General features: G+C 54.0%; 21 protein-coding genes. 6 read left to right on the top strand and 15 right to left on the bottom strand.

The features are described 5' to 3' along the window. Positions 1-145 precede the first annotated feature (145 nt). The 4 genes from melR (at position 146) to C7434_RS15780 (ending at position 3,061) form a co-directional block, all read left to right on the top strand. Positions 146-1,081 (top strand): transcriptional regulator MelR, encoded by a 936-nt coding sequence (melR, locus tag C7434_RS15765; protein ID WP_006120865.1) that lies wholly within the window; start codon positions 146-148, stop codon positions 1,079-1,081. Positions 1,082-1,256: 175 nt separating this feature from the next. Further along, positions 1,257-1,976 (top strand): tRNA (guanosine(46)-N7)-methyltransferase TrmB, encoded by a 720-nt coding sequence (gene trmB / locus C7434_RS15770; RefSeq protein WP_033739664.1) that lies wholly within the window; start codon positions 1,257-1,259, stop codon positions 1,974-1,976. Continuing rightward, positions 1,976-2,302: a YggL family protein gene (locus C7434_RS15775; protein WP_006120863.1), complete on the top strand. Its 327-nt coding sequence runs from the start codon at positions 1,976-1,978 to the stop codon at positions 2,300-2,302. The genes trmB and C7434_RS15775 overlap by 1 nt, the downstream gene beginning before the upstream one ends. A 42-nt stretch (positions 2,303-2,344) precedes the next feature. Further along, the gene (locus tag C7434_RS15780) at positions 2,345-3,061 is read left to right on the top strand and encodes a DUF2884 domain-containing protein (RefSeq protein ID WP_006120862.1); all 717 of its coding nucleotides are present in this window, start codon (positions 2,345-2,347) and stop codon (positions 3,059-3,061) included. A gap of 56 nt (positions 3,062-3,117) precedes the next feature. Here C7434_RS15780 and C7434_RS15785 read toward each other — a convergent pair whose 3' ends face one another. Genes C7434_RS15785 through C7434_RS15795 form a run of 3 tightly spaced genes read right to left on the bottom strand, consistent with a single transcriptional unit; the run spans position 3,118 to position 5,295 of the window. Further along, the gene (locus C7434_RS15785; RefSeq protein ID WP_033739662.1) at positions 3,118-4,494 is read right to left on the bottom strand and encodes a PTS ascorbate transporter subunit IIC; all 1,377 of its coding nucleotides are present in this window, start codon (positions 4,492-4,494) and stop codon (positions 3,118-3,120) included. 44 nt (positions 4,495-4,538) lie between these two features. Continuing rightward, positions 4,539-4,808 (bottom strand): PTS sugar transporter subunit IIB, encoded by a 270-nt coding sequence (locus C7434_RS15790; RefSeq protein WP_006120860.1) that lies wholly within the window; start codon positions 4,806-4,808, stop codon positions 4,539-4,541. Between the two features lie 25 nt (positions 4,809-4,833). Next, positions 4,834-5,295 (bottom strand): PTS sugar transporter subunit IIA, encoded by a 462-nt coding sequence (locus tag C7434_RS15795; protein ID WP_054633250.1) that lies wholly within the window; start codon positions 5,293-5,295, stop codon positions 4,834-4,836. Between the two features lie 456 nt (positions 5,296-5,751). Here C7434_RS15795 and C7434_RS15800 point away from each other — a divergent pair, with 456 nt between their 5' ends. Next, positions 5,752-6,486: a GntR family transcriptional regulator gene (locus C7434_RS15800; protein ID WP_039339294.1), complete on the top strand. Its 735-nt coding sequence runs from the start codon at positions 5,752-5,754 to the stop codon at positions 6,484-6,486. Between the two features lie 52 nt (positions 6,487-6,538). Here C7434_RS15800 and hemW read toward each other — a convergent pair whose 3' ends face one another. From hemW to C7434_RS15820, 4 genes are read right to left on the bottom strand one after another with little or no spacing between them, the layout of a single operon-like run. Then, positions 6,539-7,678 carry a radical SAM family heme chaperone HemW gene (gene hemW, locus C7434_RS15805; protein ID WP_033739660.1) on the bottom strand — a complete coding sequence of 380 codons (1,140 nt, stop codon included), beginning with the start codon at positions 7,676-7,678 and terminating at the stop codon, positions 6,539-6,541. Continuing rightward, positions 7,671-8,264, bottom strand: coding sequence for an XTP/dITP diphosphatase (locus tag C7434_RS15810; protein ID WP_133745648.1), 594 nt, complete (start codon positions 8,262-8,264; stop codon positions 7,671-7,673). The genes hemW and C7434_RS15810 overlap by 8 nt, the downstream gene beginning before the upstream one ends. 21 nt (positions 8,265-8,285) lie before the next feature. Continuing rightward, positions 8,286-8,840, bottom strand: coding sequence for a YggT family protein (locus C7434_RS15815; protein ID WP_006120855.1), 555 nt, complete (start codon positions 8,838-8,840; stop codon positions 8,286-8,288). A gap of 12 nt (positions 8,841-8,852) precedes the next feature. Then, positions 8,853-9,560: a YggS family pyridoxal phosphate-dependent enzyme gene (locus C7434_RS15820; protein ID WP_039339277.1), complete on the bottom strand. Its 708-nt coding sequence runs from the start codon at positions 9,558-9,560 to the stop codon at positions 8,853-8,855. A 15-nt stretch (positions 9,561-9,575) separates the two neighbouring features. Between C7434_RS15820 and C7434_RS15825 the strand changes: the two genes are divergently transcribed. Then, positions 9,576-10,571, top strand: a complete 996-nt coding sequence (locus tag C7434_RS15825) for a type IV pilus twitching motility protein PilT (RefSeq protein WP_133745649.1) — start codon at positions 9,576-9,578, stop codon at positions 10,569-10,571. Here C7434_RS15825 and ruvX read toward each other — a convergent pair. From ruvX to C7434_RS15865, 8 genes are all read right to left on the bottom strand, one after another. Then, entirely contained in the window at positions 10,568-10,984 is a 417-nt protein-coding gene (gene ruvX, locus C7434_RS15830; RefSeq protein WP_006120852.1) for a Holliday junction resolvase RuvX, read from the bottom strand. The two genes, C7434_RS15825 and ruvX, sit on opposite strands and share 4 nt — an antisense overlap. Continuing rightward, on the bottom strand, positions 10,984-11,547 hold the full coding sequence (locus C7434_RS15835) for a YqgE/AlgH family protein (RefSeq protein WP_033739653.1): 564 nt from the start codon (positions 11,545-11,547) through the stop codon (positions 10,984-10,986). The genes ruvX and C7434_RS15835 overlap by 1 nt, the downstream gene beginning before the upstream one ends. Before the next feature lie 79 nt (positions 11,548-11,626). Then, positions 11,627-12,577: a glutathione synthase gene (gene gshB / locus C7434_RS15840; RefSeq protein WP_033739652.1), complete on the bottom strand. Its 951-nt coding sequence runs from the start codon at positions 12,575-12,577 to the stop codon at positions 11,627-11,629. Between the two features lie 112 nt (positions 12,578-12,689). Next, complete coding sequence (gene rsmE, locus C7434_RS15845; RefSeq protein ID WP_006120849.1) at positions 12,690-13,421, bottom strand: 16S rRNA (uracil(1498)-N(3))-methyltransferase; 732 nt, start codon at positions 13,419-13,421, stop codon at positions 12,690-12,692. A 74-nt stretch (positions 13,422-13,495) separates the two neighbouring features. After that, positions 13,496-14,203 carry a deoxyribonuclease I gene (gene endA, locus C7434_RS15850; protein ID WP_133745650.1) on the bottom strand — a complete coding sequence of 236 codons (708 nt, stop codon included), beginning with the start codon at positions 14,201-14,203 and terminating at the stop codon, positions 13,496-13,498. Positions 14,204-14,278: 75 nt separating this feature from the next. Then, a complete protein-coding gene (locus C7434_RS15855) occupies positions 14,279-14,791 on the bottom strand; it encodes a SprT family zinc-dependent metalloprotease (protein ID WP_006120847.1) in 513 nt (170 codons plus the stop codon). Between the two features lie 95 nt (positions 14,792-14,886). Beyond that, positions 14,887-16,821 carry a methyl-accepting chemotaxis protein gene (locus C7434_RS15860; protein ID WP_033739649.1) on the bottom strand — a complete coding sequence of 645 codons (1,935 nt, stop codon included), beginning with the start codon at positions 16,819-16,821 and terminating at the stop codon, positions 14,887-14,889. A 235-nt stretch (positions 16,822-17,056) separates the two neighbouring features. Then, entirely contained in the window at positions 17,057-18,448 is a 1,392-nt protein-coding gene (locus C7434_RS15865; protein ID WP_006120845.1) for a sugar porter family MFS transporter, read from the bottom strand. Positions 18,449-18,549 lie beyond the last annotated feature (101 nt).

Genomic DNA, 18,549 nt, shown 5'->3' on the forward strand with positions numbered 1-18,549 from the left:
CGAACTGATCTGAGTTTTTGGGATAAATTAACGTAAAAAGAAGAGTATCTGGTCTGAAAGAGCGCTTAGTATAGGGAATCCAATGCTGTTTATGGCCGTCTCCGCGGGCATGCTGGGCGGGGTTCTGATAATTCAGGAGAGAATCATGACGACATTACAGCCCGTTGCCACGCTGCCGCCCGATCCGCATATGTGCAGCAGTGACGAAAAGCAAACCCGCAGCCCGCTGTCGCTCTATTCCGAATATCAACGTATGGATATCGAACTGCGTCGGCCGCTGGCGATGAGCAGCTGTCACTGGCATGGGCAGGTTGAGGTCAATGTGCCGTTCGACGGGGACGTGGAATATTTAATCAATAATGAAGTCGTGCAGATTAAGCAGGGCTATATCACGCTGTTTTGGGCCTGTACACCGCACCAGCTTACCCGGCCCGGTAACTGCCAGAACATGGCTATCCTTAATCTGCCGATGCATCTGTTTCTGTCATGGCCGCTCGACCGGGAACTCATCAATCATGTCACACATGGCATGGTGATTAAGTCTGTGGCAAAACAGCAGCTCAGCGCCTTTGAAGTGCAGCGCTGGCAGCAGGAACTGAACAGCCCGGATGAACAGATTCGCCAGCTTGCTGTGGATGAAATTGGCCTGATGCTTAAACGCTTTAGTCTGTCAGGGTGGCAGCCTGTGCTGGTGAACAAAACGTCGCGGACACACAAAAACAGCGTGTCGCGCCATGCGCAGTTTTATGTCAGCCAGATGCTGAGCTATATTGCCGACAATTATGACCAGGCTCTGACAATCAATGACGTCGCAGAGCACGTCAAGCTTAATGCAAACTATGCCATGGGCATCTTTCAACGCGTCATGCAGCTTACGCTAAAACAGTACATTACCGCGATGCGCATTAACCATGTCCGGGCGCTGCTGAGCGATACCGATATTACCGTGCTGGATGTGGCGCTTACGGCCGGCTTCCGTTCCAGTAGTCGCTTTTACAGCACCTTTGCCAGGTATGTCGGCATGTCGCCACAACAGTACCGCAAGCTCAGTCAGCAACGGCGGCAGACCATGACGTTATAATTCTGTTTCCGGCCAGCAGCCTCCCAGGCAATTTTCTTGCATTACTCTACACTCAGGCAGGAAAACGCATGTCAAAACACGCCGGGTGCGCGCGGAAAGTGGCAAAGGCTTGCTTCTGCTTTTGAACTTTGCATAATGCCCGTTTCCCTGAACAGGCTAACCAGCAGGCTTCAACATGATTAATGACGTCATCACCCCAGAATATGATGAAAATGGACGCCCGTTGCGTCGGATTCGTAGTTTTGTGCGCCGCCAGGGCCGCTTAACCAAAGGCCAGCAGCAGGCGCTGGACAACTACTGGCCGGAAATGGGTGTTGAATATCAGCCAGAGCCCATTGATTTGCCCGCGCTGTTTGGGCGCGATGCGCCTGTCACGCTGGAGATCGGTTTTGGTATGGGCGCGTCGCTGGTCACCATGGCGCAAAATAATCCGCATCAAAACTTCCTGGGCATCGAAGTGCATGCGCCCGGCGTGGGAGCCTGCCTGGCGTCGGCGAAAGAGGCCAATGTCAGCAATCTGCGGGTGATGTGTCATGATGCGGTGGAAGTGCTGGAGAAAATGATCCCGGATAATTCACTGCGCATGGTTCAGCTGTTCTTTCCCGATCCGTGGCATAAAGCCCGTCACAACAAACGCCGTATCGTGCAGGTGCCGTTTGCCGAGCTTGTGATGCGTAAACTGAAACTGGGCGGTGTTTTCCATATGGCGACCGACTGGGAAGCCTATGCCGGGCATATGCTTGAGGTGATGAGCAGCATCGCGGGTTACCGAAACCTGTCTGAAGACAATACGTATGTGCCGCGTCCTGAGACGCGTCCACTGACCAAATTTGAGCAGCGCGGGCAGCGTTTGGGCCATGGCGTTTGGGATTTAATGTTTGAGAGGGTGAAATAATGGCCACACAACGCAGCCGTCGTTTACGTAAAAAATTGCATATTGATGAGTTTCAGGAGCTGGGCTTTTCCGTAGCCTGGCGCTTCCCGGACGGCACCTCTGAAGAGGTTATCGACGAAACGCTGAATCAGTTTATTAACGAAGCGATCGATCCCAATGGCCTGGCTTATGACGGCAGCGGCTATCTGGCCTGGGAAGGGCTAATCTGCCTGCAGCAAACCGGTAAATGTACCGAGGAACATCGCGAGCTGGTACGTAAATGGTTGGAAGATCGCCAGTTACTGGATGTAAAGGTGACCGAACTCTTTGACGTCTGGTGGGACTAAGTTACCAGCGATATCGCTTTCACACCCAGACAGGGAGAACGTATGATTCGTAACGTGCTGGTCGCTGGCCTCTTGCTGGCGGCAACGCAGGCCCAGGCGGCCTGGGAATGCAGCGTTAAACCACAGGATGATGTGGTCATTAGCCCACAAAACGTGCAGGTTGTTGGCGCAAACGGCAATCTTGTGATTTCGCCGCAGGGCGATGTGCAGTTCAACGGGCAAAAAATCACGATGAACGCCGCCAGTCGTCAGCAGGCCATTAATTACCAAAATGCGTTACGTCGCGATCTGCCGTGGATCGATAACGGTGCCACCTCCCGTCTGGAGAAAGGTCGGCTGGCGCTGGATAAGATCATCACTGAGCAGGTAGGGGAATCAAGCCGCTTGCATAGCCGACTGGCCACGCTGAATGCCCAGTTAAAAACCCAGATGAACCGCATTATTGAACATCGCAGTGACGGACTGACGTTCCATCACCAGGCGATCGATCAGGTTCGTGCCGATGGGCAGCAACTGGTGAATCAGGCGATGGGCGGTATCCTGCAGGACAGCATTAATGAGATGGGGACGAAAGCCATGACCAACGGTGGCGGCAGCGGGCTGCAGGGGTTGATGGGTAACCTTGGTGGTCTGCAGAACGCCATTCAGAGCGAATGGAATAATCAGGAAACGGACTTCCAGCAGTTTGGTAAAGACGTCTGTAACCGGGTTATCTCGCTGGAAAAAGACCGTAAAACGCTGGTTAAATCATTTAACTAACCCGTTTTATGTCCTGCCCTGTTAAGAAGGGGCTGAATCATCAGCCCCGTTTTGTCTCAGTCGCTGTTAGCTTCTTTGGTCACGGTCTTGTTACCGGCGACATAGTTATAGATCACCAGCAGCGCAAAGATGCCCGTAATAATCATGGTAATGGTGCCTTTATCGAGGAACCTCGCCATGTTACCCAGCAGAATCCCTGTCACGCCAAAGTCCGTATCTGAGAATGTGGTATTCGTCAGACCAATCGCACCCAGCACAGGCAGTAACGCAACCGGCAGGAAGGTAATCAGAATACCGTGTGCAAAGGCGCCAATCATCGCACCCCGCTTGCCGCCCGTCGCATTGCCAAAGACGCCCGCCGTCGCCCCGCAGAAAAAGTGCGGCACCACGCCGGGCAAAATCAGCACCCAGTGCAGCTGCCCAAGGATAAACAACCCGACGAGTCCACCGATAAAGCTGGAAATAAAGCCGACCAGAACGGCATTGGGCGCATAGGGAAACACGATAGGGCAGTCCAGAGCAGGACGCGCGCTGGGCACCAGCTTCTCTGAAAACCCGGTAAAGGCCGGTACAATCTCCGCCAGAATTAAGCGCACGCCCTGCAGGATAATAAAGACCCCGGCAGCAAAGGTAATGGCCTGCACAAACGAATACACCAGATAGTTTTGACCATGGCTGAACTGACTTTCAACATACTCTCTGCCCGCCGAGACGGACAAAATAAAATAGATGATCATCATGGTCAGAGAGATGGAGATGGTACTGTCGCGCAAAAAACTCAGGTTTTTGGGCATGTTCATCTCTTCGGTGGACTTTGAACCTTTGCCCACTATAGAGCCTATCCAGCCTGACAGGACATAACCCACCGTGCCGGTATGAGCCAGCGCAACCTGATCGTGACCGATAATTTTACGCATATAGGGCTGAGCCAGGGCCGGGAAAAAGGCCATCAGCATGCCCAGCGTCAGCGAACCGGTATAAATCAGCTGCACACCTTCAAAACCGGCAACGGACAGAATAATGGCAATCATACAGGCCATATAGAAGGTGACGTGGCCAGAGAGATAGATATATTTCAGGCGGGTAAAGCGGGCGACGGTAATGTTTGCCACCATGCCGAACGCCATAATCAGCGTGGTAGGCGCGCCGTATTTCGCCAGCGCGATGGATACCATCGCTTCGTTATTAGGAATAATGCCCTGAACGTTGAATGCGTGCTTAAAAATATCGCCGAGCGGCGTCAGCGAGCCCACCAGAACGGTGGCACCGCCTGCCAGCACTAAAAAGCCCAGAATCGTTTTTACCGTTCCCTTTATCACATCCGGCAACGGCTTGCGCTGCGCGATCAGGCCGAACATCGCGACTAATCCGACCAGAATCGAAGGGACTTTCAGCACATCGACAACTACCAGTAAAAGGTTTTGTATAAACATAATAACCTCAGCGGTAAGTGTTCTTATCAAAGGGGATAACGGTGTTATTTGTTGAAGTAGTCGCGAATTTTCTGCTCAACTTCTTTCAGGTCGATGATGTTGTTGATGATAATGACTTTTTCCGGGGGCAGATTAGCGCTGTAGGCGATGTCTTTTGCCATCACGAATACATCTGCGACGTCCGGCGTCACCGAGCCGAGGTCGGCATGTTCGACCTCCGCCGTCATATCAATCGCTTTAAGCACTTTTTTGATGTTCATTTCCATCATGAAGCTGCTTCCCAGGCCTGAACCACACACTGCCATAATTTTCATAACTACCTCTTCTTATTTGAAATTGTTAACTGATAAGGTCGTCTGCCAGCAGAACCGTGCACAGTTCCTGCTGGCTTTGTGCGTGATAAACGCGTTGCATGATGTCCTCGTCTGTCAGCACTTCAGCCAGCTGCGAAATCATCTCGATATGGCTGTTGCTGTCAGGGGCCGAGAACATAAAAAGGATGTCGACAGGATCGTTTTCATCAGCATCAAAGTTGACAGGGGTTGCCAGTTTCACGACGGACAAGCCCAGTTTCTTCGCGCCCTGTTCAGGACGCGCATGTGGCATCGCGATTCGGGGGGCGATCACGAAGTAGGGGCCGGTCTCTTCTTTGAGCCGGACGATGGTGTCAATGTAATCCTGCGAAATAGCGCCTTCACGGCAGAGAGGATTACCGGTGACCTGAATCGCCTCTTTCCAGTCGGAAACGCGCTCAATGTATTGAATTTTTTCAGCATTCAGCCATTGGGTAAGATTTGCCATACGGTGTCCTGGATAAAAAAGTTGGGCCAGCAGGCAGGCTGCTTGTCATTGCAAGATGTACAGTCAGCTTTTTGCCTTTTTCAGGCGGTCAACCTGTTTGTTTTTCCTGATTCTCTTCCACACACGTCAGGGTAGATAAAAAGTCAAAACCAGTTATTTGATTAGTAATGACTTTTATTGCTAAAGCAGGCGTCAGTTCTGACAATTGCCTGTTGCACAAATTTATTTATACGTATAGACATGTTTAACGTGTCTAGTCATCTTGATGATGCACCTCGACCTGTACAGATACAATATGCAAGAATCAATTCTGGCTGGACAGGCGACACTGGAGTGCAAAATCGTTAGCTGGATCACACTGGTTCCTGTCTCACTCATACGCAGTGACGGAAATCAGGCATACAGGCGATGCGGCGGCGCACCGCAGGCACGGGCTTACTATTCGGGAACAGCGTGATGTTCGATGGCATAACAGAGAAACAAAAAGAGGTTGTCGACTATATTCTGACCAAGATCATGCAGGACGGACTGCTGCCGGGCGACAAGCTGGATACCGAAATTGCGATAGCAAAGAACATCGGTATCACCCGGGCGACGGTACGGGAAGCAACCCGTATTCTGATTGAGCAGCAGCGTATTTATCGCGTGAAGGGGTCGGGACTGTTTGTCGGTTCTATCGGCAAGAGCAATCACGCCGGCCGGTTCCATGCGCTTTCGCCCTTTGATTATCAGGCTCATAAAAAAGGCCATAAAGCGGTCAGGAAGGTGCTCACTGCCAGCATCATCAAGGTGCCCGGACCGGAGATGGCGCAGGCGTTACGTATCAGAAACAGCGATCAGATATACAAAATTCTTCGACTGATGTGCTTTGACGATATTCCCGTGGCGCTGGAATATATCCACCTGCCTGTCAGCCTGTTCAGCAGCATGGAGTTTGGCCGGCTGGAAATCTCGAAATACTCTTACATTGAACAAATCACCGGCAAAAAGATTCAGCGCCGCGACCAGCAGCTTAATGCGATTAACGTGACCGACAGTGAGCAACTCAGACTGCTGAATTTTAGTGCGAATGAGGCGGCGTTGGAGATTAATGAGACGGTTTATCTGGATGATGGCATGCCCTGCGAGGTGAACATTGCCATCATCAATACCCGGTTGTTGCAACTGAGACAGAATACTGAGCGCGGATAAGGATTCGGCCTCCTTCATACAGCCGCAGTTTGCACGCCGAACCCGAAGCGCGTTACTCGTCGGCCAGGAACAGTTCCAGTAGCGAGTTCAGAAACAGTTTGCCCTTCTCGGTAATTTGCCAGATGTCCGCTGTTTCAGTGATGTAACCTGCGGCAATAGCCTGATCGAGCTGTGGACGAATCAGCGCTTCATTCAGCCCGGTATAGCGGCTGAAGTCCGCGCGTGGCGCAGGCTCCAGCAACCGGAAACGGTTCATAAAGAACTCGAACGGCTTGTCACTGTCTGCTACCTCGTACTGTTTATCGAGATAGTTGCCCTTCATAAAACCCCGCGGATGGCGCACTTTGACCGTGCGAACAATACGGCCATCGGGTTGGGTCAGCTTGCCATGGGCACCACAGCCAATCCCAAGATAATCGCCAAAACGCCAGTAATTCAGGTTGTGCTCACAGCGGTATCCCGGTTTGGCATAGGCCGATGTTTCATATTGCTCATAACCGGCAGCGGTCAGCAGCTGATGTCCCTGCTCAAAGATGTCCCACAACGCATCGTCGTCGGGCAATTTAGGCGGACGTGAGCCAAACAACGTATTCGGTTCGATGGTCAGCTGATACCAGGACAAATGCGGAGGATTAAGCGCGATCGCCTGACGCAAATCGTCCAGCGCTTCCGTCAGTGACTGGTCGGGCAAACCGTGCATCAGATCGAGGTTAAAGCTGCGCAGGTTCAGGCCCTGCGCCAGCGCCGCGGCGCGCTTCGCTTCCTCGGGACCATGGATGCGACCGAGGCGTTCCAGCTTCTGCGGGCTAAAGCTTTGTACCCCAATGGAGATGCGGTTAATCCCGGCGCGCTGATAGGCGCTGAAACGGTCGGCTTCCACCGTGCCTGGATTCGCCTCCATCGTAATCTCCGCCCCTTCTGCCAGCGTCAGGCGCGCGCGTACGCCATCCATCAGCATCTGCATCGCGCTACTGCTTAACAGGCTTGGCGTTCCGCCACCGATAAATATCGTGCGTACGTCACGTCCGTGAATCAGCGGCAGATCGTTTTCAAGATCGCGCAGCAGGTGCTGCACATACTCAATGTGCGGCACCTCATCTTTTAACGCGTGAGAATTAAAATCGCAGTAAGGGCATTTCTGGACGCACCAGGGAATATGGATATATAAACTCAGCGGGGGTAAATCAGGCATTACGCATCGCTTCCAGTAACAGCGTCAATGCTTTACCTCGATGAGAGACTTTTCCTTTCTCTGCTTTTGTCAGTTCGGCGGCGGTTTTACCCAATGCCGGAATGTAGAACACCGGGTCGTAGCCGAAGCCGCCTTCACCGGCTGGGGTGCGGGTGATTTCGCCGTCCCAGGCGCCGTGAAACACCAGCGGCGTCGGATCGGCAGCGTGACGTAAATACACCAGCACACAGTGGAACTGGGCCTGACGCTGTCCGTCCGGGGTGCTTTCCAGCGCCTGAAGCAGCTTTTCCAGGTTCTGTTGGTCACTGGCGTCGTCACCGGCATAGCGAGCCGAATAAATGCCCGGTGCGCCGTCCAGCGCGTTGACGGCCAGCCCGGAGTCATCTGCGATAGCGGGCAGCCCGGTCACCTGCGCGGCATGGCGCGCTTTCAGGATGGCGTTTTCAATAAAGGTCAGGCCGGTCTCCTCGGCGGATTCAACGCCGAGGTCGGTTTGCGCCACGATATCCAGACCAAAGGCGGAGAGCAGATCCGCCAGTTCACGGACTTTGCCGGGATTACCGGTGGCAAGAACAACTTTTTGCATAACAGTTCCAGTTTGGTTCATTTACAGCAAATACCAGAGACCCGGGAACAGGTCCATGCCGAGGAAATTCAGGGCATACAGCACCAGAATGACGATCATGGCGGAGAAGTCGATGCCGCCCATCGCGGGCAGAATGCGGCGAATCGGCGCCATTAACGGCTCGGTCAGCTGAATCAGCACATAGTCCATCGGACCGCGGCCCTGGCTGATCCAGCTCATCAGGGAACGGATAATAATGACCCAGAACACCAGATAACCGGCGGATTTCAGTAGCGACAGCAGGCCGACCAGCAAGTTAGCGGGATCGACAGAGAACACGCCGACCTGAATCAGCAGCAGAAGCGGATATTTCAGCGTAGTGAGCACAAACGCCAGCAGCAGAGAAGCCGTATCAATCGGACCCAGCGCAGGCAGAATGCGACGCAACGGTTTTACAATCGGCTGAGTAATCTTCACGACAAACTGGGCAAGCGGATTATAAAAATCGCAACGTGACCACTGCATCCAGATGCGCAGCAACAGCACCATGACGTAGAGATCGATTAGCGTTTTTACCAAAAACGTCATTGTTAACATGAAGTTCCTCAATTATTGTTGTGAAGGCTGTGTGTAATCACGTGCGCCAAATATTGCGGTGCCAATGCGCACCAGGGTGCTGCCTGCGGCAATCGCCGCCTCCATATCATCACTCATTCCCATCGACAGCGTATCAACATCACTATAGTGCTGTTTTAACTGGTGAAATGCATCAGCCATTTGCTGACATACCGCCAGCTGTTTCTGATAATCCTGTTCGGGTGCCGGAATCGCCATCAGCCCGCGCAAACGCAAACGCGGCATCGCGGCAATAGCCTGCGCCAGTTCGTCGACGGCCTCCAGCATGATGCCAGATTTGCTGTTTTCGTCACTGATATTTACCTGAATCAGCACATTGAGCGGTGCCAGATGTTCAGGCCGCTGATCGTTAAGCCGCTGTGCAATCTTCAGACGATCAAGGGTGTGGCACCAGGCAAAGTGTTCTGCCACCAGTCGGCTTTTATTGGACTGCAGCGGGCCAATGAAGTGCCATATCAGATTGGGATGTGAGGTCAGCGCCTGAACCTTTTCAACCCCTTCCTGAACGTAATTTTCCCCGAACGCGAGCTGACCCGCAGCCGCCGCTTCTTCGACTGCGCTCGCAGGTTTCGTTTTGCTCACTGCAAGTAGCGTAATTTCTTCGGGAGCCCGGCCGCAACGCGTTGCAGCAGCGGCGATTCGCTGGCGGACTTGCTGTAGGTTGTGCTGGATTGAAGTCATAGTCGGGAGAACACAATGAATCTGGATGAAATCGTGGCGCTTAGTGTAAAGCATAACGCTGCCGATCTGCACCTTTGTAGCGGACATTTGCCGTACTGGCGGCGTCAGGGCAGGCTGGAGCCGCTGCCCGCTCGGTCTGCGCTGTCACCTGACTGGATGGCGCAGTTTACGTCGGTGTGGCTGGACAGCGAACAGCAGCAGCAACTTAAGCGGGAAGGGCAACTGGATTTCGCGTTGACCCTGGCGGCGGGACAGCGCCTGCGCGCCAACCTGTTTATGCAGCGTAACGGGCTGTCTCTGGCGCTACGCACCATCGCCAGCGAATGCCCGACGCTGACCGATCTGCGCGTACCGGAAGGGGTGCAGGCGTTACTGAAGAAACGGGACGGACTGATATTAATCACCGGGGCGACGGGCAGCGGTAAGTCGACCACCCTCGCGGCAATGGTGGATGCGATTAACCGGCAGCAGGCCCGCCATATCCTGACCCTGGAGGACCCGATTGAGTTTATCCATCGCAGTCAGCAATCCCTGATTCAACAGCGTGAAGTCGGTGTGCATTGCCGGAGTTTCAGCCAGGGCCTGAAAGCCGCACTCAGGGAAGATCCTGACGTTATTATGCTGGGGGAACTGCGCGACAGCGATACCATTCGTCAGGCGCTCACTGCCGCAGAAACCGGCCATCTGGTGCTGGCCACGCTGCACACGCGCGGTGCGGTGCAGGCGGTAGACAGGCTGGTGGATGTGTTTCCTGCGGAAGAAAAAAATCTGGTGCGCACTCAACTGGCAAGCAGCCTCAACGCAGTGATCGCGCAGCAACTGGTGCCAGCCTGTGATGAGAGGAGGACCGGGCTGTTTGAAGTATTGATGGCGACCAGTGCCGTGGTCAATCTGATTCGGGAAGGCAAAATGCATCAGATTCCGGCGCTTCTGCAAACCGGCGCTCGGGCCGGGATGCAGACGTTCGAACAGAGCCGCGCAGCCCGTCAGGCTGAAGGGGTCATTCGCTAGTGAGTGTCGAACCAGTCCTGCAGGATAATGGCCGCTGACTGTGAATCGACCGACCCTTTGTTCAGCGCACGGTAACCGCCACGCTCAAACAGGCCCGCACGGGCTTCAACGGTACTGAGGCGTTCGTCCTGCAGCTCCACGCGAATGCCGAAACGCCCGTGTAAGCGGTTGGCAAACTTGCGCGCACGCGCGGTCAGTGGCTGTTCGCTGCCGTCCATATTAAGCGGCAATCCCACCACCACAAAATCAGGCTGCCACTCTTTCAGCAACTTTTCGATTTGCAGCCAGTCAGGCGTACCGTCCTGTGCTTTGAGGGCACTTAACGGACGGGCGCTGCCCGTCAGCTGCTGCCCGACGGCAACGCCAATGCTTTTGGTGCCGAAGTCGAAGCCTAACAAGGTTTGATGTGTCATCAGGCGTGACCTGCATCGCTGGCCATATTGTGAATATCCACCCCGATGCTTCGTGCCGCTTCGCGCCAGCGCTCAGCGATGGGCGTCTGAAACAGAATATTGCTGTTTGCGGGGGTGGTCAGCCAGGCGTTTTCCATCAGCTCATTTTCAAGCTGATCTTTTTCCCAGGCACAATAGCCCAGCGCCACCAGAACATGATCGGGCTGATCGGCGGTACCTATGGCTTCCAGGACATCGCGTGATGTCGTGATCACCGTGTTGTCTGAGACACGGATGCTGGAGGTAAACGTGCGCTGGGCAGAGTGCAGGATAAATCCGCGATCTTCTGCCAGCGGGCCGCCGCTGAATACCGGCTTATCCAGGTTGATTGCCGGATCGCGGTTTTCCTCGGCAATCTTGAGCTTTTTCAAAATGCCTTCAACCGTCAGGTTTTCCATAGGCTTGTTAATAATCAGCCCCATTGCCCCTTCTTCGTTGTGCTCGCAAATGTAGACCACAGAACGTTTGAAAAAGGGATCCTGCAACGCTGGCATGGCAATCAAAAAGTGATGCTGTAAATTCATTCTCACATGCTTTACCAAAGATAACCGGTGCGTAAAGTCAGCACCGGTGTTGGGTTGATCACGGAGCATGGTCCCAGCGTTATGCTGAGCCCAGACGCTTCTCAATGGCATCCATCAGCATACCGGTGATGGACACAGGGAAAGCGGCCTCGATTTCACGAATGCATGTTGGGCTGGTCACGTTAACTTCTGTCAGTCTATCACCAATAATATCGAGTCCGACAAAAATCAAGCCTTTGGCTTTAAGCGTGGGTCCGACTTTGCGGGCGATCGCCCAGTCACTTTCGCTCAGCGGGCGCGCTTCACCGCGTCCACCGGCGGCCAGGTTACCACGGGTTTCACCGCCTTGAGGGATACGCGCCAGGCAATAGGGAACGGGTTCGCCATCGACGACCAGTACGCGTTTGTCGCCCTCTTTGATCGCTGGCAGATAATTTTGCGCCATGCAGTAGCGGCTTTCATGCTCTGTCAGCGTTTCGGCGATTACGCCAAAGTTTGGGTCATCCTGCTTCACGCGAAAGATGGATGCGCCACCCATGCCGTCCAGCGGCTTCATAATCACATCGCCATGCTCCTGCCAGAATGCACGGAGTTGCTGCTTCGAACGGGTCACCAGCGTATCCGGCGTAAATTCGGCAAACCAGGCGGTATAGAGTTTTTCATTGCAGTCGCGCAGGCTTTGCGGCTTGTTAACGATCAGCGTGCCCTGTTCTTCGGCACGTTCAAGAATGTAGGTGCAGTAGATGAATTCGGTATCGAACGGTGGGTCTTTGCGCATCAGGACGACATCAAGATCGGCCAGTTTGATCTGCTGTTCGCTGCCAAACTGGTACCAGCTCGCGGCATTCTGTTCCACGCTGAGCAGGCGCGTGCGGGCAAAGGCCACGCCGCCGCGCAGGGAGAGATCGTTCATCTCCATATAGTGAATTTCGTAGCCCCGGCGCTGGGCTTCCAGCAGCATTGCAAAGCTGGAGTCTTTCTTAATGTTGATGGATGCGATCGGGTCCATCACGATGCCAAGCTTAATCATTATTCTCTCCTGAAGGAGGCGGCACTAACCGTCTCGTTCCGTTCGGGCAAAAGGGGCTGATCTTTCAGGCTGGCGGTGAGGCTGCATGACCTGAACGTGCTAAAAGTATCGCTTAACCCAGGTCGCCAAACCTCACCTGAAGTGCCGTAATGGCCGTCAGCGCGGTGGTTTCGGTGCGTAAAACGCGTGGGCCAAGCAAAATATCCGTAAATCCATGCTGTGCCGTCATGGCAATTTCTTCAGCGGACAGCCCACCTTCCGGGCCAATCAGCAACCTGACGCGCTCGACCGGTTGGGGCAAGGTGTTAATACTGTGGCTGGCGCGCGGATGCAGATTCAGTTTTAACCCACTTTCCGCTTCACTGCACCAGGCTTCCAGCGTCATCGCCGGACGGATTTCCGGTACCCGGTTACGGCCACACTGTTCACAGGCGGCAATCGCAATCTTTTGCCATTGCTGAATTTTTTTCGCCAGACGTTCGGCGTCCAGTTTGACACCACAGCGCTCAGAAAACAGCGGCGTGATGACATTAACGCCCAGTTCGATTGATTTCTGGATGGTAAATTCCATTTTTTCGCCACGCGACATCACCTGGCCGAGATGGAGATAAAGGGGCGATTCACGATCGTCAGTCTGACTCGTTGTGATGGATACTTTTACACGTTTTTTATCAACTTGCGTGATTTCTGCCGCGAAAGTCAGATTACTGCCATCAAACAGTTCCAGATGCTGTCCGCTGGTCATGCGTAATACGCGACCAACATGGTTAGAGGCATCGTCATCCAGTGTAATCTCACTGCCAACATGCAGCGGCTGTGAGTGAAAAATGCGAGGTATGCGCATAAAGTACCTGAGAGCAAAACGCCGCGCGATCCACGCGGCGAGGCCGTAAAGACAGTTAGTTTAGGGCAGGGATTTTAACGCTTGCAAGCTTCGAGCACATAAGGATTATGATTCCCCTGTACCCGTGCGATACGTTGGTCTCGCTCGCATTCCCACTGGCTGACCGGATAGAGCTTGTTCCAGGCCGTAAATAGCTGGGTTTGCTGGCGCGACAAGCGCAGATGATATTGATCGCGCATATAGAAGTAGGTGCGCGCGATGGCACCGCGGGCCCGTTCTGGTGGCTCTGCCTGTTTGTTTTTAAAATCAATGTGCATGCTGCACTGACCATATTGCTTCTCTGTCCCGTTCCACTGGCTGTAAGCAAAGTTACCCCGGTCGCCGTTTACTTCCCCTATTGCCGGTTGCAGATTGTGCAGATCGGTCTCCATATGGCGATAGTCGGCATCTTTACTGCAGTTTTTGCGTCCACCATTCTGCCAGCACTGACGTTGATGACCGAACTCCCAGGCAGGCATCACGTGCTCCCACTCGATGCGCGCGGCACGGTTGGCATTTTTACGCGGTTGATAACCGCAGCCGCTCAGATCAGGTTCGCCCTTTTTACCGTGCCAGGTCATTTTGCAGCCGCAATAAAAACTGCCCGGTGCATCGGCGTTAATCTCGGCCGCATAAGCTTTTGCCTGCTGAAAATTATTCTGATGGTAATTATTCAGGTTAAGCGCGGTGGCATGAAAGGAGGCCAGCAGCAGCGCGGCGGTCATGATTATTTTGTGAGACATATTCCAGTTATCACCTTGATCCTAAAAAGGGCGGCAGGGTACCAGAATGCGGGGGCAGGCGGAATGAGAATCCGGTCAGGATGGAAGGAAAAGGCCGGCTTTTAATACGTTGCCGCAATGGACACAGCGGTATTCGCTTTCGCCGCGAATCACGCGATTATGACGCCGTACGGTAAGGTGGTGCTGCTGACACTGACAGCGGTAGGCAAAGGTGCGACTACGGACGGACGCGACTTCAAAACGGTGGGTACGCTGGGCCGGAACACCGAGGACGGTTTCCATCATCCACTTCCACTCTTTCCCGTGCGGTGCCACGCGACCAAAGGTCTTCCACACCAGCAAATGGGCCAGTTCGTGAGGAACGACTTCATCAATAAACGCCTGTTGGTTCTCCAGCAGCAGCACAGGATTGAGGCGAATCTCCCATTTTTCCAGCCAGGCGGTACCGGCGGCGGTGCCCCGTTGCTGATAAACCAGCGTGGGCTCAGGGTAGGTGCGTTCAAGCATGCGATTAGCGCGCTCAAGAGCATCACGCAGGGCGCGCATAACGGCTTGTTGCAGGGCAATCGGAAGACGAGGTGTTTTCATGGCGCTCAGCATAAGCGCCGCAGAGGCGGAACTCAATATGAATGCGCGGGGCAAAGATGGCGATGCCCGTCTGTCACGACGGACATCGCCACGGCTTAATGGAACTGCGCGACGGTTTGTGCCAGCTGGCGGGCCTGATCCTCAAGCGAACTGGAGGCCGCCGACATCTGCTGAACCAGTGCCGCATTTTGCTGAGTCGTGCCGTCCATTTCATTAACGGCAATGGTGACCTGAGCGATACCGCGCGCCTGTTCATCGGATGCGGCAACAATTTCACCGATGATGCGCTGCACGGATGAAACGGCATTTGTCATTTCATGCATGGTTTTGCCCGCATCATTGACCAGCACAACGCCATTCTCGACGCGCAGCGCTGACTCTTCAATCAGGGCGGCGATGTCCTTTACGGCACTGGTGGTGCGCTGCGCCAGGTTACGCACTTCTGAGGCCACCACGGCAAATCCGCGTCCCTGTTCCCCTGCACGTGCCGCTTCAACGGCGGCGTTAAGCGCCAGAATATTGGTCTGGAAAGCAATGCTGTTAATCAGCGTGGTGATATCACCAATTTTCTGCGAGCTTTCATCGATCTTCGCCATGGTTGTCACGACCTGATCCACCAGCGTTTCGCCACGGTTAGCGATACGGGTGGCAGTTTCCGTCAGGCCTGTCGCCTGTTGTGCGTTGTCAGCGTTCATACGAATGGCCGCGCTAATCTGTTCCATGCTGGCCGCAGTTTCCTCCAGGGCGGCAGCCTGCTCCTCAGTTCGGGAGGACAGGTTCAGGTTGGCGCTGGCGATTTCGCCCGCGCCCTGCTGGACAGAGAGGCTGGCATCTTTGATTTGGCCGACCATCGTCCTAAGCTGTGACTGCATGGTATTCAACGCGTAGAACAGACTACGGCTATCGTCGGGCGCAACGCCAATGCTGTTGTTTAACCGCCCCTCAGCCACAGCCAGCGCGATACGCGCAGCCTCTGCCGGTTCACCACCCAGCGGGCGCATCACTTTGCGACTGAACAGCAGCCCCAGCACGGCACCCACCGACAGGATGCTGATGATCATCAGCCCGATTGCCCAGTACAGCTGGCGGTCAGCGGCCGCCATCACCTGACTGACGGGCGCCACGATCCCGACATACCAGGGTTTATCACTCTTCCCAACGCGCACGGGATACCACGTATACATGGCCTGTTCTTTGAGCACCGGATCGTATTGCTCCGTCACGTTGGTACTGGTGCTGTTTACGTTCCCCGGCCATTTCTTGCCCGCTTCACTTGTATCGGGGGAGGAAATCACGTTACCGCTGTTCGAAATCAGCAGCGCGTAACCGGTGCCTTGCCAGGGTTTGATCTGGTTGATTTTTTTCTGGATAGACGACAGCAGAATATCCGAGCTGACGACCAGTTTTAGCTTATCGTTCACCATGACAGGCGTGGCGACTGAGGTTAACCACTCGGGTTTCGCGCCATCATAGGCGAAGCTGTAGGGTTCAATCAGCGTGTCTTTAAGCGTTTCTTTCGGCAGCAGATAGTAATTGCCCGCACCGGGTTGTAAAAAATCCAGCGCCGGATTCATTTTAAAATGCCCGTCTTTATCCCGATCAATATACCAGGCATAGCGCCCCTCGGGTGGCATTCCCTGCTGGCCGGCGAAAGCACTGTCACGACCGTCGAAGGCGTTGGGTTCGAACACCACGGTCATCGATACAAAGTCAGGATTTTTCTGCAGGGCATATTCCATGAGCTTATGGGCAACGTTGCGATCGGTCACGCCGGCCGCTGGCAGCGCGGCAAGGCTTTGCCCCAGGTTTTGTGCCGCGTCCAGTGCATGTGTCAGTTCCTGTTGAATTTGTCCGGCATGGCTGGCAGCAATTTGTTGCAGGTAGTCAGCGGCCAGAGATTTTTGCGCTTTTGAAGACTGCCAGCTGAGCAATCCGATGGTCGCTGCAAAGCCCACGACAATCGTCATTCCCCCTGCCAGCAGCATCTGAGCCCGGGTGCTCATTGTCTTTTTAACGCTGGGGTTGTTCATTGGATTTCCTGATGAAAATAAAGTCTGAAAACGGGTTTTTTATAAGGGAAACGTCAGGTCATTTATCGGCGTATATTTTTTCGACTTTAACGAAAGAAAAGCGAAGCGGGGCGGCGCAAGCCAGGCGTGGCAGGGTTTTAGCGTGAATACGCTGAGCTGTTGGCGTGGGTAAAGGGTTAAAAAAAGCCAGTCAGTTTACACTGACTGGCTTTCACGGGCGCGGGCGCGAAGGAATTTACTGGCCGATATCGCGCAGTTTTTTACCCGCCATCAGGTTACGTTCAATATGTTCCAGCGACACGTTTTTGGTCTCCGGAATGAGCATAACGGTGAGCACAATAAAGAACACGTTCAGCAGCGCGTAAACCCAGAAGGTCGGTGCATTACCCAGCGTGTTCAGCATGGTCAGGAAGGTTGCGCCAACGATCATATTGGCAATCCAGTTGGTGGTGGTTGAAACCGTGATACCAAAATCACGCCCTTTAAGCGGCTGAATTTCGGAACACAGTACCCAAATCAACGGACCGGCTGACATGGCGAAGCCCACGATAAACATCAGCAGCATACCAATGGCGAAGTACTGCGCGCCTGGTGTATGGATGCCCATGTGCAGCATAGTGCCCAGGATGCCCATACCGGCAGCCATGACCAGGAAGCCCAGAATCAGTGTAGGCTTACGGCCCCAGCGATCCACCAGGCCAATGGCGATGAAGGTGGCCAGTACGTTAACCAGACCGACAATAACCGTTCCCCACATCTGCTGAGTCGTATTCGCAAAACCGGCGATCTCAAAGATTTTCGGCGCGTAATACATGATGACGTTCATCCCGGTGAACTGCTGCATCACCTGAAGCAGAATGCCGAGGAAGACCGCGCGGCGGAAGTTGGCGTTATTGGTAAACAGACCCCAGCCAGACTGCTTCACTTTCAGGCTTTCGCGGATCTCATCCAGTTCGCGTTTTGCCTGTTCACTGGTGTCACGCAGACGATCCAGAACACGCTGTGCGTCGCGGAAGTTGCCTTTCGCCGCCAGCCAGCGCGGGCTGTTCGGCAGGAAGAACACACCAATCAGCAGCAGAATGGCAGGGATCGTGATCACGCCCAGCATCCAGCGCCAGTTTCCGGTAAAGCTAAATGCGGTATCGGAGAGATACGCACCCAGAATACCGATGGTAATCATCAGCTGGTACAGCGAGATCATGCTGCCGCGGATTTTCTCTGGTGCGATTTCAGAAAGGTAAAGTGGCGCGGTATACGAGGCGACACCCACGGCGAGACCTAACAGGACGCGCGCGCAGATCAACATTTCCGGATTAGGTGCCATCGCTGACCAGAGTGAGCCAATGACAAACAGAATCGCACCGGCCATCAGGCTTTTTTTACGGCCCAGACGTGATGACATCCAGCCGCTGCCGATAGCACCAATGGCTGCACCAAACATCATGGAGCTGACAATCCACTCCTGTTGGTGGGCAGTAACATTAAAGTCCTTAGCGATAAAGGGCAGGGCACCTGCGATAACGCCGATATCCAGCCCAAAGAGCAGGCCTGCGAGCGCTGCCAGAAAGCAGACAAATAAGGTCATTGCCTTATTTGAGGTTCTGCTTTTATGTGAGTTGCCAGGCATGGTTGCCTCCAAATTATCCATCATTGTTGTTATCGATGTTAAAAAACCTTATCTGGGTTAAAAGTGAGCCCGATCACATTGATGTAATCGCTTACACATGC

This window comes from Pantoea sp. PNA 14-12 (genome assembly GCF_004364735.1).
Classification (GTDB): domain Bacteria; phylum Pseudomonadota; class Gammaproteobacteria; order Enterobacterales; family Enterobacteriaceae; genus Pantoea; species Pantoea stewartii.